Origin of the sequence: Burkholderia sp. SIMBA_051, from assembly GCF_046534915.1 — a bacterium.
GTDB lineage: Bacteria > Pseudomonadota > Gammaproteobacteria > Burkholderiales > Burkholderiaceae > Burkholderia > Burkholderia ambifaria.
The window spans coordinates 1-239 of record NZ_JAWRXS010000828.1 but is presented as its reverse complement, the minus strand read 5'-3'; the positions used below and the strand labels follow the sequence as shown (position 1 = coordinate 239).

Sequence of the window (239 nt, the reverse complement as noted above, 5' to 3'; positions counted from 1 at the left end):
CATGATGGCCGCGAGGAGGGCGTCAGCGGCGCTGGGTGCCGCGGGTCATGGCGGCGAGCCGTTCCAGCAGGTGCACGTCCTGTTCGTTCTTGAGCAGGGCGCCAGCCATCAGCGGCACCGCCGTGGCGGTGTGCGCGTCGATCTGCGCCGCGCTGACGTCCTCGGCCAGCAGCAGGCGCAGCCAGTCCAGCAGTTCGGAGGTCGACGGCTTTTTCTTCAGGCCGGGCGCGTCGCGCAGG

The 239-nt window shown here is 71.1% G+C and carries 1 pseudogene; it reads right to left on the bottom strand.

The window, feature by feature from the left end:
• Positions 1–22 precede the first annotated feature (22 nt).
• A pseudogene (locus SB771_RS36765) lies at positions 23–239 on the bottom strand (MoxR family ATPase); the annotation flags it as partial.